This is a genomic window from Methanobrevibacter sp. (genome assembly GCF_045539575.1).
GTDB lineage: Archaea > Methanobacteriota > Methanobacteria > Methanobacteriales > Methanobacteriaceae > Methanocatella.
Map to the genome: position 1 here is coordinate 1 of NZ_JAZQFM010000055.1, position 20,787 is coordinate 20,787.

General features: G+C 36.1%; 22 protein-coding genes and 1 pseudogene. 10 read left to right on the plus strand and 13 right to left on the minus strand.

The window, feature by feature from the left end; genetic code table 11:
- The coding region (locus tag ACKI30_RS06830; protein WP_407411039.1) for a hypothetical protein at positions 1–1,437 on the plus strand (1,437 nt) is incomplete at its 5' end.
- A 64-nt stretch (positions 1,438–1,501) separates the two neighbouring features.
- On the opposite strand, the gene ACKI30_RS06835 is transcribed toward ACKI30_RS06830, so the two are convergent.
- The 3 genes and pseudogenes from ACKI30_RS06835 to ACKI30_RS06845 form a co-directional block, all read right to left on the minus strand.
- Positions 1,502–2,101 carry a hypothetical protein gene (locus ACKI30_RS06835; protein ID WP_407411193.1) on the minus strand — a complete coding sequence of 200 codons (600 nt, stop codon included), beginning with the start codon at positions 2,099–2,101 and terminating at the stop codon, positions 1,502–1,504.
- A gap of 6 nt (positions 2,102–2,107) precedes the next feature.
- Positions 2,108–2,176: pseudogene (locus ACKI30_RS06840) on the minus strand (zinc-ribbon domain-containing protein); the annotation flags it as partial.
- A 40-nt stretch (positions 2,177–2,216) separates the two neighbouring features.
- Complete coding sequence (locus ACKI30_RS06845; protein WP_407411041.1) at positions 2,217–2,618, minus strand: hypothetical protein; 402 nt, start codon at positions 2,616–2,618, stop codon at positions 2,217–2,219.
- Positions 2,619–3,077: 459 nt separating this feature from the next.
- Between ACKI30_RS06845 and ACKI30_RS06850 the strand changes: the two genes are divergently transcribed.
- Complete coding sequence (locus ACKI30_RS06850; RefSeq protein WP_407411043.1) at positions 3,078–3,530, plus strand: hypothetical protein; 453 nt, start codon at positions 3,078–3,080, stop codon at positions 3,528–3,530.
- A 383-nt stretch (positions 3,531–3,913) separates the two neighbouring features.
- Here ACKI30_RS06850 and ACKI30_RS06855 read toward each other — a convergent pair whose 3' ends face one another.
- Positions 3,914–4,621 carry an ion channel gene (locus tag ACKI30_RS06855; protein ID WP_407411045.1) on the minus strand — a complete coding sequence of 236 codons (708 nt, stop codon included), beginning with the start codon at positions 4,619–4,621 and terminating at the stop codon, positions 3,914–3,916.
- A gap of 258 nt (positions 4,622–4,879) precedes the next feature.
- On the opposite strand from ACKI30_RS06855, the gene ACKI30_RS06860 reads away from it, so the two are divergent.
- The 3 genes from ACKI30_RS06860 to ACKI30_RS06870 are packed head-to-tail and all read left to right on the plus strand — an operon-like array spanning position 4,880 to position 6,079.
- Positions 4,880–5,314: a hypothetical protein gene (locus tag ACKI30_RS06860; RefSeq protein WP_407411047.1), complete on the plus strand. Its 435-nt coding sequence runs from the start codon at positions 4,880–4,882 to the stop codon at positions 5,312–5,314.
- 36 nt (positions 5,315–5,350) lie between these two features.
- Positions 5,351–5,779, plus strand: coding sequence for a hypothetical protein (locus tag ACKI30_RS06865; protein WP_407411049.1), 429 nt, complete (start codon positions 5,351–5,353; stop codon positions 5,777–5,779).
- 3 nt (positions 5,780–5,782) lie between these two features.
- The gene (locus ACKI30_RS06870; RefSeq protein ID WP_407411052.1) at positions 5,783–6,079 is read left to right on the plus strand and encodes a zinc-ribbon domain-containing protein; all 297 of its coding nucleotides are present in this window, start codon (positions 5,783–5,785) and stop codon (positions 6,077–6,079) included.
- 478 nt (positions 6,080–6,557) lie between these two features.
- Here ACKI30_RS06870 and ACKI30_RS06875 read toward each other — a convergent pair whose 3' ends face one another.
- The gene (locus ACKI30_RS06875) at positions 6,558–7,991 is read right to left on the minus strand and encodes a gamma-glutamylcyclotransferase (RefSeq protein WP_407411054.1); all 1,434 of its coding nucleotides are present in this window, start codon (positions 7,989–7,991) and stop codon (positions 6,558–6,560) included.
- A 373-nt stretch (positions 7,992–8,364) separates the two neighbouring features.
- Here ACKI30_RS06875 and ACKI30_RS06880 point away from each other — a divergent pair, with 373 nt between their 5' ends.
- The 4 genes from ACKI30_RS06880 to ACKI30_RS06895 all read left to right on the plus strand — a co-directional run bounded on the left by ACKI30_RS06880 (position 8,365) and on the right by ACKI30_RS06895 (position 11,743).
- Positions 8,365–8,880, plus strand: coding sequence for a MarR family winged helix-turn-helix transcriptional regulator (locus ACKI30_RS06880; protein ID WP_407411056.1), 516 nt, complete (start codon positions 8,365–8,367; stop codon positions 8,878–8,880).
- Between the two features lie 610 nt (positions 8,881–9,490).
- Positions 9,491–10,237, plus strand: a complete 747-nt coding sequence (locus ACKI30_RS06885; protein WP_407411057.1) for an SDR family NAD(P)-dependent oxidoreductase — start codon at positions 9,491–9,493, stop codon at positions 10,235–10,237.
- 64 nt (positions 10,238–10,301) lie between these two features.
- Complete coding sequence (gene npdG / locus ACKI30_RS06890) at positions 10,302–10,988, plus strand: NADPH-dependent F420 reductase (RefSeq protein WP_407411058.1); 687 nt, start codon at positions 10,302–10,304, stop codon at positions 10,986–10,988.
- A 470-nt stretch (positions 10,989–11,458) separates the two neighbouring features.
- Positions 11,459–11,743 carry a hypothetical protein gene (locus ACKI30_RS06895; protein ID WP_407411060.1) on the plus strand — a complete coding sequence of 95 codons (285 nt, stop codon included), beginning with the start codon at positions 11,459–11,461 and terminating at the stop codon, positions 11,741–11,743.
- 2 nt (positions 11,744–11,745) lie between these two features.
- Here the strand turns inward: ACKI30_RS06895 and ACKI30_RS06900 are convergent, their stop codons facing one another.
- From ACKI30_RS06900 to ACKI30_RS06935, 8 genes are all read right to left on the minus strand, one after another.
- Positions 11,746–12,408 carry a hypothetical protein gene (locus ACKI30_RS06900; protein WP_407411062.1) on the minus strand — a complete coding sequence of 221 codons (663 nt, stop codon included), beginning with the start codon at positions 12,406–12,408 and terminating at the stop codon, positions 11,746–11,748.
- Positions 12,409–12,617: 209 nt separating this feature from the next.
- Positions 12,618–13,040, minus strand: a complete 423-nt coding sequence (locus ACKI30_RS06905) for a hypothetical protein (protein ID WP_407411064.1) — start codon at positions 13,038–13,040, stop codon at positions 12,618–12,620.
- Positions 13,041–13,864: 824 nt separating this feature from the next.
- The gene (locus ACKI30_RS06910; protein ID WP_407411066.1) at positions 13,865–14,824 is read right to left on the minus strand and encodes a hypothetical protein; all 960 of its coding nucleotides are present in this window, start codon (positions 14,822–14,824) and stop codon (positions 13,865–13,867) included.
- 2 nt (positions 14,825–14,826) lie between these two features.
- The gene (locus ACKI30_RS06915; RefSeq protein ID WP_292742079.1) at positions 14,827–15,288 is read right to left on the minus strand and encodes a dCMP deaminase family protein; all 462 of its coding nucleotides are present in this window, start codon (positions 15,286–15,288) and stop codon (positions 14,827–14,829) included.
- Positions 15,289–15,686: 398 nt separating this feature from the next.
- Positions 15,687–17,183 carry a DUF2779 domain-containing protein gene (locus tag ACKI30_RS06920; RefSeq protein WP_407411068.1) on the minus strand — a complete coding sequence of 499 codons (1,497 nt, stop codon included), beginning with the start codon at positions 17,181–17,183 and terminating at the stop codon, positions 15,687–15,689.
- A 2-nt stretch (positions 17,184–17,185) separates the two neighbouring features.
- Positions 17,186–17,935, minus strand: a complete 750-nt coding sequence (locus ACKI30_RS06925; RefSeq protein ID WP_407411070.1) for an SseB family protein — start codon at positions 17,933–17,935, stop codon at positions 17,186–17,188.
- A 460-nt stretch (positions 17,936–18,395) separates the two neighbouring features.
- Positions 18,396–19,166, minus strand: a complete 771-nt coding sequence (locus ACKI30_RS06930; protein WP_407411072.1) for an SseB family protein — start codon at positions 19,164–19,166, stop codon at positions 18,396–18,398.
- A 271-nt stretch (positions 19,167–19,437) separates the two neighbouring features.
- On the minus strand, positions 19,438–20,082 hold the full coding sequence (locus tag ACKI30_RS06935) for a zinc-ribbon domain-containing protein (protein ID WP_407411074.1): 645 nt from the start codon (positions 20,080–20,082) through the stop codon (positions 19,438–19,440).
- A gap of 253 nt (positions 20,083–20,335) precedes the next feature.
- Here ACKI30_RS06935 and ACKI30_RS06940 point away from each other — a divergent pair, with 253 nt between their 5' ends.
- Positions 20,336–20,749 (plus strand): hypothetical protein, encoded by a 414-nt coding sequence (locus ACKI30_RS06940; RefSeq protein ID WP_407411076.1) that lies wholly within the window; start codon positions 20,336–20,338, stop codon positions 20,747–20,749.
- Positions 20,750–20,787: the final 38 nt, after the last annotated feature.

Below are 20,787 nucleotides of genomic sequence, written 5' to 3' on the forward strand. Positions count from 1 at the left end.
AAACAAATTTTTTCGGAAATTAAAAAATTTAACCATAATGACTTAAAGATATTTTTAATACCTGTTGTAATATTTTCAATTTATCTAACAGTTTTTTACCCAGGAATAGCTACGATCGATTCATTTAACCAGTTGCATCAAATTGCATCTGGTCAATTTACCAATTGGCATCCATTTTTCCACACATTTATTGAAATGTTATGTCTGAAAGTATACCCAAATACTATTTCAATAGGAATTTTTCAGATTTTAGTATTTTCCTCAATGTGGACGATAATTTGTAAATATAATCGTGACGACACTGTAGAAAATAACAAAACATTTAAGATGCAGGCTATTTTTTCTGCAATAATATGCATAATTCCTATTAATGGAATGTATTCCGTGACATTGTGGAAGGATGTACTTTTCAGTTACTTTCTGATGTTTTTATGCTTTTTGGCTATGGTTATGATAAACAAAAAGGGCAATGTGGACTGGAGATTCATCGTGGCCATTTCATTGGTAATGGCAATCATATCCCAACTAAGAGGAAACGGAATGTACGTTGCCCTGATTACAATGGCAATATATGCAATCTATCTTTTCATTAAAAAAAACAGGAAAATGTGTCTAGGCATAGTAATTTTGACCATGGCATTCATTTTGCTTATTTCATCACTGGACGTTGCCTATGATGTTGAGGACAATGCAAAAGATGCAGTCATGGCAAAGGTCATCCACATGCTTGCAGACTATGATCTTAATCTGGAAATGGAAGACACAGACAGGGCGAAGATTAATGAACTCCTTGAATCTGATAAGGTCAAGGACTACTATATGCCTACGGGAACGGATCCGATACTTGTCATAGCCGATTTGCACCATTATCAAGACAATAAAGAAACATATATCGGACTGGCAATAAAATACTCCCTTAAAAACCCTCTGCACTGTCTTGAATACCTCTTCGGCTCATCCCCAATGGTGTGGAATATCGTAAGAGACCACTGGATCGGACGTCCTTATTATATGGACGGAAATCATGATAGACTACAATCAGATTTCAATTCATATTACAACAAACACAACTATACTCCTACAACACCATATGAAAATCTTTCATATGCAAATTGGGGAACTCCATGGTTTGACTGCCTTAATCTTGCGGCATTGGGTATTGAAGGCAGCATACTGGATACAGTGTTCAACAGCCCCGCATTGTATATGTATCTGTCAATCATCTTACTGATAATGATACATGCAATAACAAGGACTCGGGAAATCTATCTGATGTATATTCCGAACATGCTGAACATCATAATGATTTTTGTTTCGACACCAATTCAGGATTATAGATATTTATATGCAAATCTATTAGTTTGTTATCTGTTAATAATAATTTTAATAGGATTGAGGCAACGTTACAACGATAAATCTCAAGACTTATCAAATTAACCTAATACCTATTAAAATTTTTAATTTTTTAAATTTTTTATATATTATTTTTAAAATACAGTAGTTATTCAATGATTATACTTTCCAATTGTTGTTCATCAGCTCCAGTAATGACAACCAATTTATCGCCAGTAACATATGAAAATATGCCTGAGGACTTCATTACTCCATCATGACCATTGATGGTTTTTTCAACATCATCATACTCACGATTCTGACTCAAATCCCAATAAAAACTACCTTGAGTTGTAGAAATAGATATCTCTATTATATTTCCATCAGGACCCAAATAAGACCGATCATATGTTACCATAGTTCCCTTATTTTTATTATCAGTGCCACTAAATGTTTCATAACCTTCAGGAATCTGAAAATTTATGCCGTAAATAGTGTCTGTGAAAGACGGGGAAAGAGTTTCTGAAGAAGAATCGCTAATGCCAGCATCATCTGCAGAATTCATCATTGAAAATCCAATAGCTACAATCCCTATTACAAACAATATTATGCAAGCTGTTGCAACTCCCAAAAATATCTTTGTAGTGGTAGAAAACTTGGTTGTGCCGGATTTTTTAGACTTATCCTCAGTTTTAACCAAATCCCCACTTTGGACTGAATTATTTTCTGTTGTTTCTTCAATATCCGAATCAATAGAGTCTTCATTCATAGATGTGCCACAATTAGAACAAAAATTCATTGAATCATCTAACTCTGTACCGCAGTTTGGGCAATACACCTTCATGAGTCACCTCCTAATTTTTAACTATTTAAATTACATGAATTTATCTTTCTACAGGAATAGGTTCCAAATTATTCAGTTCATTGAATTCCAGTAAATTTTCATATAAACTATCTGGAATATCAGAACCAACAGAACTTGTCCTAAGAAATGAAACAATCAAATATGTTTTACCATCATGTTCTACAAGTTCTTCATATCCACAAAAACCTGCATCAGTATAAGCATAAATATTATTGTCATAATGCCAGCAGCTATGAGAATCATAGTTTCCAAACCAGATATTTGTTAACCCATCCCAATCATAAATATCTAAATTCTGATTGTCCGCATTTCTGAATTCATAACCATTATATGAAGCTGTTCCAATTTTTTCATATCCATCAGGACATTTAAAATCATCAGGATTTACTGCTGAGGCAACACCAACAGCCAGTATCAACAAAATTAAACCAAATGCTATTTTTTTTAAATTATTCATAAAAAATCCCTCAAATACAATTATTTGACTATCCACAGTATGTATAATCAAATTTATTAATATATATGAAAAGTATCTTATATGAATATTGTTATAATAATGTAAACAAAACTAACTAAGTCATATTAAATTAATAGCATATTCACACAGAAAAAAGAAAATAACATTGCCCAATGCTAAAATTGCCGTACTTATCAAGTGCAAAAAATAAGTGAAAATTAAATAGTTCTTTTAATTCATGAAAAACCATTCATATACTTTTTGTCCTGATTTAAATAAAAATTTACAATCTGCAACATGAATTGGCAATTAAATGTTACATAATTAATGTAAAATTTGATTATAATCATAATATAATCCATATCAATATATATGAAAAAGCGCCCATAAATAAAAGTATCGAAACATAAGGAGATATGAAAAATGAAAAAATATGTATTGATTTTAGGATTGATTCTTGCAATCATGACCCTTTCTGCCGTCAGTGCGGAAACCGTTCATGTGTCCAGTGATGATTTGGTCACATATTTCGGACCGGAAACTCCTGCAGGGGAATCAGGATACACATTTGCAATTGAAGTTGACAGTGGGGTATACTATGTGGACTACTATGATGAAACTGATTTTGCAGATATCAGCGATAACGTCAAAACCGTCTTGGACTGGGACTTGAAAACCAATTACGGAAACGGCAATGACATTAACATAAGAGACACATTAGGTATGAAAATTGGATCTCTCGACATTCAGGATGAAGGCAACGGCACAACAATGTTTTCATTCCCTGTAGGTGAAGATTTCTCATTTACATATACTGATGGTCATACTGTCGGATTCAACAAGAATGCAAAGGTCATTGATGAATTCAAAAATTAATTTTTTGGGATTATTTTATAATCCCTCATTTATAAACAATGATTAAACTTTTTATCAAATTAATAAAGTTTATAATTTTAAATTAATATCCTCAAATTTTTTTACGAAAGCTATTATTTCTTCACCACATTAATTTGTTCATTTAAAAACCCTATGAAGCACAACAAATAATTTTATCCTGAACGTATAATTTTATTCATTAAATCATCAACTCTATATTAAAAATAGAAAATAATTATTTTAATTTTCAATAAATTATTTATTCTTAATTAATTCCTTTAATTCTTCAATTTCCTCTTGTAATCTCATATTTTCCTCATGCAGTTTTTCATTTTCCTCATGAACAGCATTCATTTCATTCATAATCATTTCAGACTGTTCATCTATACGCTTATGAACATCTTCCATGAGAGATCATCTTCATCATTATCAAGTATGCGGTCGGTTAAAAATGAGGACATTGCCGCCGTAATTGCAGAAAATACAAATATTCCTATCAGAATTAAAATTATGACCAGTACCTTTTCATTATATGTTTTAGGAGTTACATCCCCATATCCTACAGTTGCCAGAGTAACTATGACAAAATAAAAATCATCAAACCATCCGTAACTCGGACTGAAGAGGAAAAATAACAGCCAGAAAATAAATATTGTGGCAGCTATTCCAAGTAAAATCTTATCCAATCCTGTCTTTCTGAATAAATCCTTAATGACATCAAATTTCGCCAAATTAAATACTCTGACTAATTTGAAAATCCTGAGATACCTTAAAAAGAAAACCGGTATTGCAATAGGTGAAACCAAAAGCAAAATAAAATCAAAAGGTATTGAAGCAATCAGTCCTATGATATTCTGTTTGTCAAATATGTAATCTCTCTTTGGAGATGAAAGGTACAAACCCAAAAAGTATTCCGCCAAAAGAATTAAACACACGACCAAATCAAATCCATAGATAAAACTCTTTACATTTAATGGCAGTTCAAAAATCAGTACGATACTGATTAAAAAAAGATCCGCAATAATCAATGCCGGCAAACCTTTTGTATACAAAAAGAATCTTAAATTAAATTCCTTACCAAAAATTTCCATTACTTAATAACTCCCTCAAACTCGTAAATAAATATCATTAATTAATTTTATTAATAATATTATATTAAAGTTGTTAATAAATCAATTATACTAAATTCAGACTGAAATTGAAAATATAAAAAAAAATTTTTGAAAATACATTATAACTTATTTTAACAAATTGGGATATTAAATAAAAAACAAAAATTCAATAGTTAAATCTATTAAATTCAAAATATACACATAATATTATCATGAAAAATATAGGTGGATAAAAGTATGAAAAAATTAGTTATATTATTGATTTTACTTGGAGTTTTCCTAACTGCAAACGTAGTATGTGCTGTTGATTATACTTCTTTGAAGAACCCTGCCAATTTCAAAGCATTTGATAATACAGGATTATCCACAAAAGAAACAGATGGCAGGGTTGAATTAACTGTTGTTCCAGTTAATGAAAATTCAATCAAGTACATAACCGGAAATGGCGAAAAAATAGAAGATAATATCTATAAATACACAGATTTTGGTTATAGCGAAAAACATGCTAAATTTGGTTACGAAGGATACACTGAAATTGTTGACATTAATGGGGAACAATATGTTGTTAGTGTATTGTTTGATTCAAAAATGTCTCCATCCGAAGAAAAAGAGTTTCTTAATGTGATCACTGAGTTTAATAAGTTAAATAATCTTAAACCCATATCAGTTTAACTAAAATAATTTCAAAAAACTATTGGAGGGAAAATTATGAAGAATATTACAAAAATTATAATTGGAATAGGAATAATATTCCTATGCATTAGTGTTGTAAGCGCAGCACAGTTAAATCAAATGTTTAAAGCACCTTCCGGATTGGAAGCTGTTGGAAATAATGATTTTGTTGACAAACAAGGACATAATCTCATGATTAGTGAGTATAACGATGAGAATAAACAGACTTGGTTTGAGAATGATACTGAAACAATGTATATGGTACAACCTTATGAAAACAACCCAAATATTTATATCGGAATAACAGATGAAGATAATTATTTCTTGGAAGTCATTGAAAAAGATGGAACAAAATATATTGTTGGTTCCTGGACTCCTAATGACTCACAAGAAGATTTTAGCATGATTGCAGAAAATTTATTAGAATTTAATAAATTGAATAAAGTTACTCCTGTTGAGGTGTAGAAAGTGGTTGTATTGAGATGTCCTTACTGTGGTGAAAAGATACGGCAAGGTGAAACATACTGCCCACATTGCGGTAAAAAGATTGATAAACCTCATATCGATGATGTTGACTCTGCATTCCAAGATATTGGCAGTATCATGGCCACTATCATTGGTTTTATCATATTGTGGTTTATTTTAGGTTTGATTGTGGGTTTCATTACTCACAGTTTGAATTTATTGCCCCCTTATTCTCCATGGTTGCTTATAATAACTACTATTTTAGCAATAATCATTATGGGCATATATAAATTGAAATAAATGAAGTGTTACTTAATGTAACACTTAATCTTTTTTTATGAATGATAATATCGCTCAAAAAATAAAACTAATCTTAATTAAAAAAATTAACCATATTCAATCAAAACAGAAGATCAACAATAAATACCGCAATAATTCACTGCAATCGTATCAAATCACCCACATCTCAAGAATGAAAAGTCGGAATTTAGGCAAAGAATAAAAATATTTCATAAAAATCTTAAAAGTATTTAAACACAGAAAAACAAAGTATATTTATCTATTTTTACATAGGTGTGTGTCAGAGCGGTCAAATGAGATAGGTTCAGGGCCTATTGCTTAGTGCTTCGTGGGTTCGAATCCCATCACACCTACTTAACATCAAGCTTTTTTTAATTAAACCATAAAAAAATAAGATTGATTGGAAAAACTAATTTTCCAACCTAAATTTAATTGTCAAAACTGTATAATTATTCATAAATTTCCCAAAAGATAAAATCTATCTTATGCAGCTTTCAAGATAATCCCTGATTTCATCCTCAGACATTTCAGGCCAGTTCTGAGCAATTCCGTCAGACAGAGTATCAAGATAATCTGGTGAAGGCTCATTGTAGTCGCGCAATTGCCTGTTGGTGATTGTTTTGACCTTAAAGCCGTCCATCTCACCCAAATCTATGATGTCCTCATACCAGCCGTATCCAGGCTCAGGCTCGCGCCCGTCGTTTTCCCTGCGGCAGACATGCTCAAACTGTTTTTCAGTTATGAGATATGCCACCCCAAGGGCTTTTCCGGGTTCTGTGACATCCAGAAATGACACGCCGCTTCCGTGCCATGATCCGGAAAAGTTTCCGAAATACATTGAGTAAGGCAAATCTACAGCTTTCACTGCCACCGGAGAGGTCGTATCCTCACACGGAGGGTGATATCTGCTGCCGTGATATGATCCTCCCTTGATGTAGCACATGAAGCGTTCATAGAGCATGTTGCTTCCGTATGATACATACCAGAGGTATTCCTCGCCCCATGCCGGAATCCTTTCAAGGCCTGAGACATCTCCAAGGTAAACGTAGACTGACGCAAGGCTTTTGCTTCCGTCAAACCCAGTTACAATTTCACACCTCTTGGCGTATAGGCTTCCCTCACCTTCAAGCATGTCGATGGAGGCAATGTCTTCAAGGGGAACTGAGTAAAGCTCGCCGACAATCAGGCTGTCTCCGGGTACGATTGCAGGATACCATCCCACATCATACATGTCATAGCCCTCTACCGTTGCCTTTCCGAGACATGTGCTGTTTTCAAGGAATCTGTGATTGGACTCGCCCTCCATGAGCGTTCCGTAGACGAAAACATTTCTGTGGGAGAAGTAGTCGTTGACCTCCTCAATCTCGCTTTCATAGCTTTCGCCCCACATGCCCTTGAATCTCCTGTCGCTTTTTCTTTCGCTGAATGTGGAGATAATGCCTTCAATCATTTTTGTAAACTCAGGACACAATTCAGAGTATTGATCAAGAAACTCATTGAGTCCCGCTTTCATGAAAAGCTTCAGCGCCTCAATCTGGCCCTTGAATGCTTCATAGCCGTGTCCCCTGAGGTTCTTGACACAGGACATCTTAAGTCCGGCAGTAAGTGCGGATTTTGCCTTCTCAGTGAATGCATCAGGATTTAACAAAAATGCCTTCATGAGTGCAGCTGTACAGATGTATGTCGGAACGTAGCAGAAATCCACCCTTGCATCGCTTGGAATGTCATATGTCTCAAAAAGCTTGAAGCTTCCGTCATCATCCTGAAAATCTATGATCACGTCAAGGTTATCTCTCCACGCCTTATCTGCAAAGTCAGGTACAGCATCAAGGAAATCCTCCAAACCGGAAGTCATTCTTGAAAGTTCGCCAAAGTCAGGTCTGCTCTGTTTATTTAATTTTAACATATTCATGGTAATGGCTCCTATAATTTGATTTAAAAAAATATTTCACTAAAAACAATTGGTGTTTTGTTCTTAGTTATACATAATTATGTAGACCATCATATATAAATCTTTTGATTTATTGGAAAATTTCCCATAAAAGAAAATAATTTTAAAAAAATGTTCAATAAATAAAAATTATTTTTTTCATATTTGCCCGAATTTCCATAAAATATCATATTATATTCACATCACCCATATTTTAAAGGAAATTTTTGAACAAAATTATTTTAAATCAATAAATATCATAAAAGGATTGCCTTAAAATAAGCGAGTTCATCCAGGCCATCTCGCAAAAATCATATTTATAAAAAAATTCATAAATATCATCAAGGTGAAAATCATGACAGGCCTACATCTGGAAGAAGAAAGAATTAACTTTACCCCAATCATCCTCTACATTTATCATATACACATCCTTCAAAACGAATACATGAGGAAAAAGTATGACAACCTCACTCCGAGAGACATCACTTACCTGATTTACATTTTCTACAATCAGAACTGCTCCCAAAGGGATTTATCTGAACTGATGTTCGTTTCCGAATCAGGAGTGGCTCAGACCATTCAGAAGCTTGAAAAGAATGGTTATATTGAAAGAACCGTTGATGAAACTAAAAAGACCCGTAAAATCATCAACCTGACAAATGAAGGCAAACTCATCATATTTTCCCTCATCAAATCCATTTATGAAATGGAATCCCGCCTCTTTGCAGACATTGATGATGATGAGGTTCGCGATTTCAAGAGGATGCTATACCGATATGCCCAGGAAACCGTCAGCATGACAGAAAAGCTTGACGGGGCCGATGACAAAAACATTGGAGTGCCTGAAAACATGAACCCCGAGAATTTTTAAAACAACCGCCAACGCCATCACCCACGAACATTCCATCACCAGAACACACATTGAACTACCTCAACTTGTAGAAGTTGAGGATTCTTACTTCACGGGCTTTATACTCTAATGAGTATAGGATTACCGTGCTATCCCCCTCGTCCCGAAGGTTCAGGCAATTTTATACAGATTGAAGTTTTCTTTTTTTTAACTTGGTCATCGTTGAAAAAAAAATTTTTACAAACTTTTGTCATTGCCATTTATTCTTTTTATATTGAGACTATTTAAAATTCATCAGAGAGCATTTGAAAACTAATCACGATTTGTACAATTCATCCATGACTTATAGAAGTCAAGGTATTCTTGCTTGATTTAGGTAAAATAATCAGTCAATGATATTTTTTTAAAAAAAAAAATTTTACTTAAGAAACTTACTTAAGAAACTTAAGTATATTAATGAGTTTATATAAATTATGAATTAGGTTACCACAAAAACTTAGAAAATGCATTTTTGTTTTCGTAACCTCACTCGAAGAGACTGTTTAAATCCTCTGATTTATCCAATCACATAATTGACACCCCAAAACTGTTATTGAATAAATTCAGGGGATGAAGTGAAAAAGGTGAAAATATGGATCGTTTAAAAGGAAAAACCGCAATCGTAATAGGTGCAACTTCCGGTATGGGACGTGCAATGGCTAAGCTCTTTGCTGCAGAAGGCGCAGAAGTTGTATTCACAGGAAGACGTGAAGAAAAAGGAAAAGCAATTGAAAAAGAAATAGCTGACGAAGGAGGATGTGGCCTCTTTGTACAAGCGGATTCCACTATATCAGAAGACCTTCACAAAATCTTTGACGTCACCATGGAAAAATTCGGAAAAATCGACGTGCTCGTCAACAACGCAGGAAGATCCGTCACAGCACCTGTGGAAGACACAGCGCTTGATGATTTTGACAAAATCATGGACCTCAACATACGCAGTTACTATGAGGCATGCCAAATTGTCATTCCAATCATGAAAGAACAGGGATTCGGAAATATCATCAACACAGCTTCAATCGGTGGTCTTCACGGTATCGCCAACACATCAGCTTACTGTGCATCTAAAGGTGCAGTAAGACTCTTTACCAAATCTCTTGCAGCAGAACTCGCTCCACTAGGCATTCGTGCCAATTCAATCTGTCCTGGAGGTATCATGACCGAAATGTTGGCAAACGTATCCGAAGAATGGTTTGAAGCAAACAAAAACACAGTGCCTATGAAAAAAATCGGAACAGACATGGACATCGCATACGGTGCAGTATATCTTGCATCCGATGAGGCAAATTATGTCACCGGTCTTGACCTGACCATTGACGGCGGTGTTGCAACCATTTAAACATGATTAATGAAAAAGGAGTAGAAATACTTCTTTTTTTATTAATTTAAACAAGGGTGATAAGATGATAGTAAGTGTAATCGGCGGAACCGGTCCGCAGGGACTTGGAATTTCACTCAGACTGGCAATTGAAGGCGTGGAAGTTATTGTAGGTTCACGTAAAGAGGAAAAGGCAGTAAGCGTAGTTGAGGAAGCAAAGGAAAAATATTCAGACTATGGCCTTTCAAACATGTGCGGAATGGCCAACGAGGATGCGGCAAAAGAGGGAGACATTCTAATACTTACCGTACCGCTTGCAGCGCAAAAGCCGACTCTTGAAGGCATTAAAGAATTTTGTACTGATAAGATAGTTCTCGATGCAACAGTTCCTCTTGAAACAGCAATCGGCGGAAAACCTTTCAGATTTATAGATTTAATGGAAGGATCAGCAGCTGAGAGAACCGCTTCAATTCTTGAGGGAACCGGTGCAAAGGTAATCTGTGCATTCTGTAATATTTCAAACTCCCACCTGTCAAATATCCCTGAAGAAATCGACTGCGACTGTCTGATAGCAGGTGACGACAATGATGCCAAGGCAACTGCCGCTGAACTCATCAATAAGATTCCGGGCATCCGCACCATCGATACAGGAATTTTGGAAAAATCTAGGATTATCGAAAAGATAACTCCATTGCTTATAGGATTGAACATCAAATACAAATCCCATTATGGAGGCCTTAGAATAACCGGAATTCCAAAACTGGATGAATAAGGAACTCTCTTTTAAATATGTCACATTAACTTTTTTATTTTTTTATCTTTACTTTTTTTTAAATTAGAAATTTCACATCAAAGAAAAATAGCACACTTATTATATCAGCATTAACCTCATGAAATGTTTTAAAAATAGTTTTAAAATTTAATGCCTAATATTGCGAGTTAAAAACTCACAACACCACCTTTAGACATTAAACCCATATTGATTTATTAGAGATTGTCAAAAAAGACAACACTCTTGGTTGAATATATTATGCAATGCAATATTTAATACTTGTTGAAGTCATTTGGTAAAATTGCAGTCAAAAAAACATCATATATAAAGTTTTTGTCAGTGAATTTGAAAATCAAGCATTTTAATCAATAATATTATAAAAATATTCCCACTCATATCCATTGAAAGGTAAATTGTAATGCGGGAAAAAATCTTGAATGCTTGAAAAATAACCACATAGTATTAATAACATGAGCATAATATTATTCAATATGGCAACAGGAATTATAGGAGGAATAGCTACACTTGTGTTTTTCATTATCGTCATAGCCGCCTGCTGCGGAAGCGACAGCGGAAACTCAAGCACTCCAAAAAGAAATACAACAACAAGACCGCAACAGCAAAGACAAGTTTACCGTGAGCGCAGCCCATCATACTGCGAGTGCCCTTCCTGCGGCGCACCCTACTATGACGGCTACTGCGAGGAATGCGGATACCCCGACATCAACCAGGGATGGCTCGGAGAGAATTACTAAATTCAGCAGAAGAACTCGTAATATTCAATGAATGAATACTCCTTGTATTCTTCAAGCCTTCTTTTTTCAAAGTCTATCCTGTAGGCGTAATGGTCATCATACCTATCCTTTTCAAACATCACCATGGTTTCAAATGAGTCGTTAATGACGACCCTGCCGCCACGTGATGTAAAGTCATGGCCATTGAAGCAGAACTCATAGCTGAATCCTTTCTCGTTTTCCATTTTTTGCACAAGATTTTTAAACCACTGCATTGACTCCAGCCTGTCGTGATATGTTGTGCCCCCGCAATAATCAAAAGAGGACTCTCCGAAGTCATAGTGAACCCTGATTTCAGTTGTGACATATTCGTTTTCAGCCCTGAATGACATCCTGAGGTCATCCCGAACATGATTAATCGAAAAAGTGCAGTTTCGAGCTTTAATGTCAACCAGACGGAGGATAGTGTCCTTATGGTTTTCGGAGATGTTGAGGCGCCTTACATATGTAGGAAACTCCCAGAAAGGAACGTTATTGATATGCAGGTCATTTCTCATATTTCTTCCAGGTGTTCTGTAGTCATCATAGGAATAATCGTCCTCATAATTACTGTAATTCCTGTCACGTCTTTCATATACCAGATATGGCAGCTCGTTTTCATCTTCCCTGAAAGGCCCTTCCCTCATCTTATCACCAACATGAAGCAACTTTTAAAAAAATTGATAATTACATGTGTCTAAACACATATTAGTTTGAGATTATATTTAAACTCATCGTTAAAATTAAAGAAATGTTAGTTTATTCAATAGCTTATCTGATTTAAACCTAAAATAAACCGAGCTGAAAACAATAATTGTGACAGTCACCATATGGACTGTCCATTCAAAAAAAATATTTATCCAATCAGACTGTCAATCTTATCAAAAAGATCACGGCATTCATCAAAGAGTGCTCTGAACTGCTCATCGCTTCTTGTCATGACATCCATCTTGATTTGCACATCATCCATTGTGATTTTAACCATGTCTGATTCGGGAACGTCAAGAACAAGAGCCCTGATTTCGTTGTATGCATCTTCTGTTAAATTGTGTCTTCTTACATGGTTCAATACATCCATCGCATGAAAGAGTCCCATCTCCTCCATGTCAATGCATGATGAGAGCATGATTTTGCATATCATGTAATATGGAGCCTCGATCTTGTCACGGCGAAGCACGATTGAACATTTTGACATGACATGGTCATCGCCTGAGTTTTCATTGATGAATTTGATCAGCTGAAACTGTTTGATGTTTGCATCATTGTTTGTGAAAGTCATGGTAATATATTATTAACTAATGAATATTAAATTTTGGTTCTGTGAGGTTTTGCTGAAAGTGTAAAAATAGTGACATGTGAGGTTAGGTTAGTTTTTCATCCATCTTCACTGATGAATCTGAAATTGAATTAATTTTAAACAATAGAAAAAAAATAGTTTTAAAATGTTAATGTCTAATATCGCAAGTTAAAAACTCACGACACCACCAATAGACATTAAACCTGTTTTAATTCATTGAGGTTGACTCAAAGAGACAACACTCTTAATTGATTATTTATGCAATGTCATATATAAATATAATTATTTTTAGTTAAGACAATTAGAAAGTGTTCTTCTCCAGCGAAAAAGCCCCTGTGAAAACTTGGTGGAGTTTTCTAACATTCCTTCACAGAAATTGTTTTTTCCAATTGCCTCACAGGAGGTAAAGTAAGATTATGCATCTATTGTGCAATAATCATTAAAGTCATAAATATTTTTAGCATATCAAAGAAATATGTTATTGCTAAAAACATAATTATTTCCAAGACATCACCTCCAAATGAATTAAAACAGTAGGAGCAATTAAGAACATTGTAAAACAAAATGATGATGCTTAATGAATAAGTATTGAAATAATTATATTTCATACTTATCACCCCCTTAAATTCTTAGAGGCTTTTTAACATTAATAATATTAATTAAAAGAATATTTAAAGCTTGTTGAAGCCATTTAAAAAAATTGCAGTCATTAAAACATGATATATAAAGTTTATGTATGAAAATAGAGCAATATACTTATATCAAGTAACTTTTAAATTAAATTTAAAAAAAATAGGGTATAAATCTCAATAGATTCTGCACTCCTCGCTCAGTTTCATGTTGTCGAGGTCAATGTCATAGAATGCATCCCTGCCGTAGGGAGTTTTGAATCTGGCTGACACGCTTATCTTGTCTGTGAAGATGAAATTGTAGTGGTCCTCATCAAAGTCATCACCGTAGCCACCCACGCATTCATCGAACTTATATCCGGTTTTTTCTTCAATGTCTCCAATCTGTTTTTGAAAGTCAGGTTCATCCAAAAGCCTTTCGTGATTGTGATGGCTTGTGAAATCCTCAAAAACCCTTCCTCCCCACTGATTTGGAATGTACTCGCAGACATAGGTTGTAGTGAAATACGTATGCCTCTTTTTGAATATGAAATTGAAATCCGAAAACATTCCCTTCCTGATTTCAACCAGCAGGGATCTGTTTGAATTGATAAGGCGAAGAGTTCTTTCAATCACCCTTTCGATTTCAAAATCATCCACCCTTCCTAAAAGTGCTTTTCGAACCGTCGATGACACCCCTTCAGGTGAGGACTCAAAGGGGTATAAAAGAGGCTTTCCGCACCTGATGCAATGGCTGTCGCTTACAGGATATATGCAGTCACAGTCCATGCAGAGCTTGATGTGCTGGATGTTTTCCTTGATTAAATCCATGGCAGCCCGGTAGAACTTTCCTTTATCGTTCACCATACGGCAGCAGAGATCGATTATCCATTCCCTGTTGAAGGGCTCACTGGTGAGATGTGACCTTTCCAATTCAGAGAGCTTTTGATAAATGCTGAAGGCTGAATTGAGTGAAAGAAATGCGCTGTAATAATCACCTCTTCTGTATAAATCAAATGAGGAGTTCCATTCGTTTCTAAACTCCTCTTCAAGGCCGTTATTTCTCTCGCCATCTTTCAGATAACCCATATAGGAAACGTCCGGAACGCCGATGTCATTGCCGTCCCCCACAGGGTCTCCAACCTGCCAGTCCCTCATGATTATAATTCCAATATGCCTTTCTGGCTGACAATCCTGTCGATTCCTGAGTTTTTAATCATCCTGAAGCATATCGGGCAAGGTTCTGCATCATCTATCTCAACCCATGCGCCGTCATCGAACTTTTCGCCTGCAAGATAAAGTGTTGATCCGAGCATCTCATTTCTCTTTGCGCTTATAATTGCATTCTGTTCTGCGTGAACTGAAAAGCAGTCGTTGTAGTTTCCTGAATTTGACGGAAGGTTCATCCTCTGACAGTCCCCCCTGTCGCAGCAGTTCTCATCGCCTCTAGGATTTCCGTTGTATCCGGTACTCACTATCTCGTCGTTGTTTACAATGACTGCCCCGTATCTTCTCTTGAGGCATGTGCTTCTTTTTGACACGACCAGAGCGATTGCAAGATAATATTCGTTTTTGCTCATTCGGTTTGCATTGTTTTCACTTACTGATTTTTCATCTGCCATATGTAATTAACTCCTTTAACATAAACCTATAATTCTTTTTGGATGAAATCAATCTTAAAGATTGCGAAAAAAAATCATTTTAATAAAATGGTGAAAGTGTATGGTATTCCTAACAATATTTAAATAACAGCCAAAACAAATAATAAATCAGAAAAACTTTATTTAAGTTTTTCGAATATCCAACTTAAACGACACCCGTGTCGTTTGAAATAGTTTTTGAACTTGCAAGTTTTTTTACTTTAAAAACAGGCACGAATTAAAGAGGATTGTTGTCTGGTTCGGGCATTTTCATGCACTGGGCTGGATGATATTAGTTCAGCTCCTGATAAGAAAAACACTTAACAAATTGGAAATATGGGGTTTTGCTGTTATCCCATATTTTCCAAGCGTTTGCCGCATCACCTAATACCTGTCACTTGCCTGAACTTTTCCCATAGCTTTACCATTGCCAGGGTATCCAGCTTGCAATATTCAAGCAAACCACTTCTTATTTTAATTTGCTCTTCAGGAGTCTTGTTTTTCAGGCTTAAAAATGCTTCTGAGGCCTCGCCCCCGTTATGGACAACAGGGAGATTGTGATAGTCAAGTTCAGGATCATCCGGATAGAGTGCTGGAAGAACATATTTGATGGAATATGAGCCCTGCATCTCCTTTGTATAGTAGTCCCTGCTTTTGAACGGCACCATCAAATCAACGATATTTGAGTTGATTCTCTCCATCTCACCTGCCAGGTCAGGATACATTTCCCCGATTTCCCTGTTTCTGCTTGACTCAAATCCCCTGTTGTAGACGATTACGCTTCCGTCTTCTGGCATGTCACGAATCATGCTTTCGGCAAATATCCTTATGATGTTTTCATCATCTGTTTCGGCGAGAAACTCCCTGTGCTCGATAGGGGCTCCTTCCTCAGGGATGATATGCAGGGAGTACTGGAACGGTATCTGCTGGTACGGTTTTGTGCCTACAATTTCAGGAATTGCATATTGGCAGGTTTCATAGTCAATGAAATACAGCGGGTAAGTTAAGGAGTCCAATATCTCAGCGATGGCATTCCTGTTTATCTTTGGCTCACGGTCATTGAGCTCAAAGTCAATCTGTTCAAGGTATTTCTCATTGAGCTTTTCATTCTGCAGGTCCTCAAAGGAAACCTTGCCCTCATGATACTTTTCAAGCTTTTTGGATTTCCACATGCCCCTCACGTCAAAGACATTCGGCTTCGGCAGGTCCCTTATGCAGTAATCCCAGAAGTCACACTGATACGGGTCAAAGCAGTGCATTCCGATTTCAGTTTCAGGTTCGCTTTCAGGACCGTGACTTTCCATGAATTCATTAATCATGTCAATGTTGGATTTAATTTCATCCTGCTTTTCACGTGCGATGTCCGTTACATCCTCAATGTTGAATAGCTTTTCAAGCTCAAGCTCCTCTCCCCTTACATATTCATTGTTGATGTAGACAATGGCTGCCTTTTTAACATTTAAACCGCAGCTTGCGAGTACAAAGTACTGGTATGAAACATCATCGAGATATATGTCCTTGACTTCGGTTGAGCTTTTGACCTCATAGATTTCAACGCCGTCGGAATCATTTTTCAATATGTCAACGCTGCAGAAGTTGTTGTCATGGCTGAATGATGCCTCTGCAATGACGTTTGGTGCCTCATTAAGCAGTTTGCGTGTTTTTTCAATCCTTGAGGCTATGGTCTCGTCAACCGGAACATCAGTGTAGTCTCCGAAAAGTCCCTTTGCGGCTTCACCGACCTGCTTTCCCTTCTCGAGTATGCCTTCGTTTTTCTCGGATTGCGACAACTCTTTTTTATACTTGTTCAGCCATAAGATCTTTTCACACTGAATGCCAATGCAGTACCTTGATTTTGAAAGGAATGTCTGATTCATAATTATCTCTCCTGTAACATGTCTTTTCTGTTTAGAAATACTGATTCTGATGCCGGATTTATCACCATATCATCCTTTGTAAGTTCCGCTGACCTTGAAAATGTGTAGGCCTGAGGATATACATTTTTATCATTTCCGAACACCTTTTCAAATTCATCCAAATCGGTGAACAGAGGAAAATACTCATTGTCGTTTTTATCATAAGTAAATTCATGAGCCGGACCTGACTCCTCATCAACCCACGGGCTTATAAGCGGCAGGTCTTTAATTTCACTGTAGAGTTCGTCTTCGCTGAATTCATTTTGAAGAATCTGTCTTAGCTTTCCGTTTTCAATGTCTTTAATTTTGTGGTTTGCAACAATTCCAAAAATAGCTAAAAACTCATCGAGAGGCAAATCCAGATAATGTTTTGTGAAAATGTTTATTGTAACTGAGGAGTATTTGTCGCTCTGTTTCATCAGTTCGGCCAGATCACCCATATCTATTTCAATTGCTGTGCATTTGAGAGGATTTGACTCCGCAATAGCTTTATTTGTAAATAATGGCACAGTCTTTTCGCCATCACCGTCGGGAACGTCAAGCACATCAAAGCCGAATTGTCCTGCAAGGTCATCCGGATTTCTGCATTTTCTAAATTTGACAGGCAAAAGCAATCTGGAATCATAGAGCACATCCAAAATTTCACGTTTTACTTCCGGATTGTTTTTATCTTTTATCATTTCTTCCAAACGGGAATTATCAATTATTTTCATTCAAATCACCGACATCAATATTATTTTTTTGTCGTATTCATCATAGGTTAAGGAGTATTTTTTTGTCATAATTGTGATTCTCCTTTTTATTCTTTCCATCTTCTATTTTAACATATTCTTCAAAAGATAATCTATCTTTTTCACTTACATCATCACAATATAATTTATATTTATACTCTAAATACAATTTATGGCAATGTGATCTAATAATTCATTCTTTCTTTTGATAGCATTATAAAATTCAAGGTAAACGGCAAAACCTACAGCGCTAAAACTAACAAGTACGGTATTGCCAAAGTTACCATCAAAAAGGCAGCTATCAACAAGCTCAAGGCCGGTAAAAAATACACCGTTAAAGTAAGCTACTTCAGCGACACTGTAAAATCAACACTAAAAGTTAGACGTTAGAGATTAAATCTCTAACCCCTTATTTTTTTAAAAAAAAATCTTTAAAACCAATCTATTTTTTAAACATTTCCGGATCAATCACCAGGGAGTGTGATGCGGGATTTATAACAAGACTCTCACTTGCTACCTTTAAAAGATCTGTGAAATGATACGCCTGGGCAAAAACATCTTCCCTATACTCATCGAACATCCTCTTGAACTCGTCAATGTCGGTAAATAGCGGCAGATGAGGATTGTTGTCGCCGTCCCAAATAAGGACAAAGTTTGTACCGTCTTCGGCCCTGACACATGGGACAATCATCACTGATGAGAGCAATCCGTCAGCAAGTTTTTCTCCAACATCATTTTCATCGAGAATACTTTTCAAATCATCGTTTCTTATATCCTCAATTGTAAGTTCAACCTGAAACTGTGAAAGCAATGCTTCAACAGGCATGTTGAGGCCATATTCCGTGAACGGGTTTATGGCAATGACAGAATACTTGTCAGTCTGCTTGAGCATATCGGCAAGGTCACTCATGTATATTGCCATCACTGATTTGGGAGCGCCTGCACGCTCAAGCATCTCTTCGCTTGTAAAGAGAGGAACCGCCCTGTTTCCACTGTTGTCTGAAAGATATAGAATGTTGAAACCCTTCGCGCCTTCAACCACATCACCTGGCTTTGCATTTTCAATTCCTTCAAAAGCGCCCGGTCCAAAATCAACCGGCATGAACAGCTGGGACTCCTTTAAAATCTCTAAAACTTCTCTCTGCATCTGAGGTGTGATTTCCCTGCCCATCATCTCTTCAAGTCTGGAATTGTCTACAGTATTTTCATCCATTTTTTCACAACCATAATTTAACTATCTGAAAAATTCATTAACACCATTTAATAACATATGTATTATAACATGTTAATAACAATTTCTATTATCTTGAAAATCAGCTGATGAAATTGCGAATTTTTTCGTGTAATGTGGTACACTAGAAGACACACAAAAGAAAAACTTGCGAATTGATGCTATTTAAAAAAGCACATATAGATGTAACGGTCAATATAATCAATTCTTGAAAATATGTTAATATGTTAATGAAAAAAATAGTTAATGAAGACTATTCATAGCCTTCAGATTCAAGATAGTCATCAATGTCCTGATTGTCACCATATTCATAATGGTCATAGTACCAGTCAGGATCGTTTTTTGCAATTGTGCTTGGTGAATCATCCACTCCTCCGTAATGCTGTGAAGATGAATGTGATGAACTTCCTGACCCGCCACCGTTTGAATAGTAGTGACTGCTTCCTGAGGCATCTGATGAATGGCTGTAGTCAGATGTCAGGATATTTACAGATCCGCCAATCACGATTATTACAATTATTGCTGCAATTAGGATTGTTATAATCTGTCTGTTCTGGTCCCATCCCCTGAAATCCTCCAAGAGGTTTGGATTCGGATGGCCGTTTGCAATCTCAACGTCCCGATATGCCTCATGAAATGCAAAGGCCCACACCAGAAATGAAAATATGAAAAACACACCTACAAACAGTCCCAGAATTGCCAGAAACATTCGGGCTATGAAAAGTATCAGTCCCTTCTTGACATTGCCGGCATAAACCGAACCGAGTCCGGTCAGGATGAATGTCAAAATGAGAGCTATGTAAATGTTTTTGTTGGCTTTGGCCTTGACCTGGTTTCCGCAGTTGGAGCAGAACGTTGCACCGTCGACAAGTTCGGCTCCGCATTTTTCACAGTACATAATGAATTATTTGTTTGCAGGCAGTATATAATAGGTTTGAAAATAGTTTCATTTTGTGAAAAGTCAAGTGCCATAATAATTGCACAAAGATTAATTTATTCAATAGGTTTTATCTAAAAGTATTATAATAAATAGTCATTTCTTTAATTAAAACAACATGTTTATATATAACCTCAACATAATATATTATTAGACACATGTAACACACGATTTTTAAAAAAAGTGTCTCAACCATCAAAAAGAGGAAAAAATAATGAACCAAGAAAACAGTTTAAAAGCAAATCCTGAAGCGGAAAAATTGCCTTTCGCAAAAAATGAAGTAACCAGACTGATGAGAAAACATCTTGACTCAGACAAGATGATAAGAGACCAGGTAAAGGTTGAAATGAACAAGTTCCTATACTCAATTCTCATCAGCGTATGCAAACAGCTCAACGACTATCCCTACACAACCATAGAACACGAGATGCTCAAGGAATGCATCTACCCATACACCAACATCGAAAGAATCAACGAGGAAAAGCAAAGGATTCTCATGCACCTCGATGCAATCAAGGCGGACTGCGACGCACTGGCAATGGATGTTGAAAAAAGCCTGAGGCTCAAAGACACAGCAGACAATGACTCCATCGCAGACTTTAAAGCCAGAAGCAATGAAGATGAATAGTCAGTTGCTTTAAGAAAAGTTACCTTTTCAACACCATC